This window comes from Pseudomonas sp. 22072 (genome assembly GCF_052046095.1).
GTDB lineage: Bacteria > Pseudomonadota > Gammaproteobacteria > Pseudomonadales > Pseudomonadaceae > Aquipseudomonas > Aquipseudomonas paracarnis.
In genome coordinates this window covers 1-460 of record NZ_JBQEQE010000068.1, presented here as the reverse complement: position 1 = coordinate 460, position 460 = coordinate 1, and the positions used below count along the sequence as shown (strand labels likewise).

Genomic DNA, 460 nt, shown 5'->3' with positions numbered 1-460 from the left:
CATTGATGGTGGTGGTTGCGCCGTCGCCTGCCACTTCGAGTTTTTCGAAATTGCCGCCGGTGGTCTCGGCGATCTTAACGCTCTGGGTGCTTTTATCGATAAACACGTCATCGGTAGGCGCAGGGACAGTGACGGTGCCAACAGTGTCGCCAGCCTTAATGGTGATGCTTGAACCATTGTCGAGTTTCAGCGTGACGTCGGTGCCAGCCTTATTGCTCAAGGTCGCGGTGTAGGTGATCTGACCACCTTCGTTAACGGCACTTGGCGCTGTCAGCGTCACAGTAGTGGTGTTGTCGGTACCCGGTGTGTCCGTAACGGTGGTGTTCACCGCGGTAGTGCCCGGCACCAGGTTCTCGAAATGCTCGCCGCCGGTTACGCCTTTGATAGCGGTGGTGACGGTTTGATCGCCTTTATAGACATCATCAGGAGCAAGAACCGAAACGCTACCGCTAGTCTGGTT

Annotated in this window: 1 protein-coding gene; it reads right to left on the bottom strand. The window is 55.9% G+C overall.

All coding sequences use genetic code 11. The features are described from left to right. Positions 1–460: immunoglobulin-like domain-containing protein (locus ACTJLA_RS26815; protein ID WP_440842492.1), on the bottom strand; the 460-nt coding region annotated here is incomplete at both ends.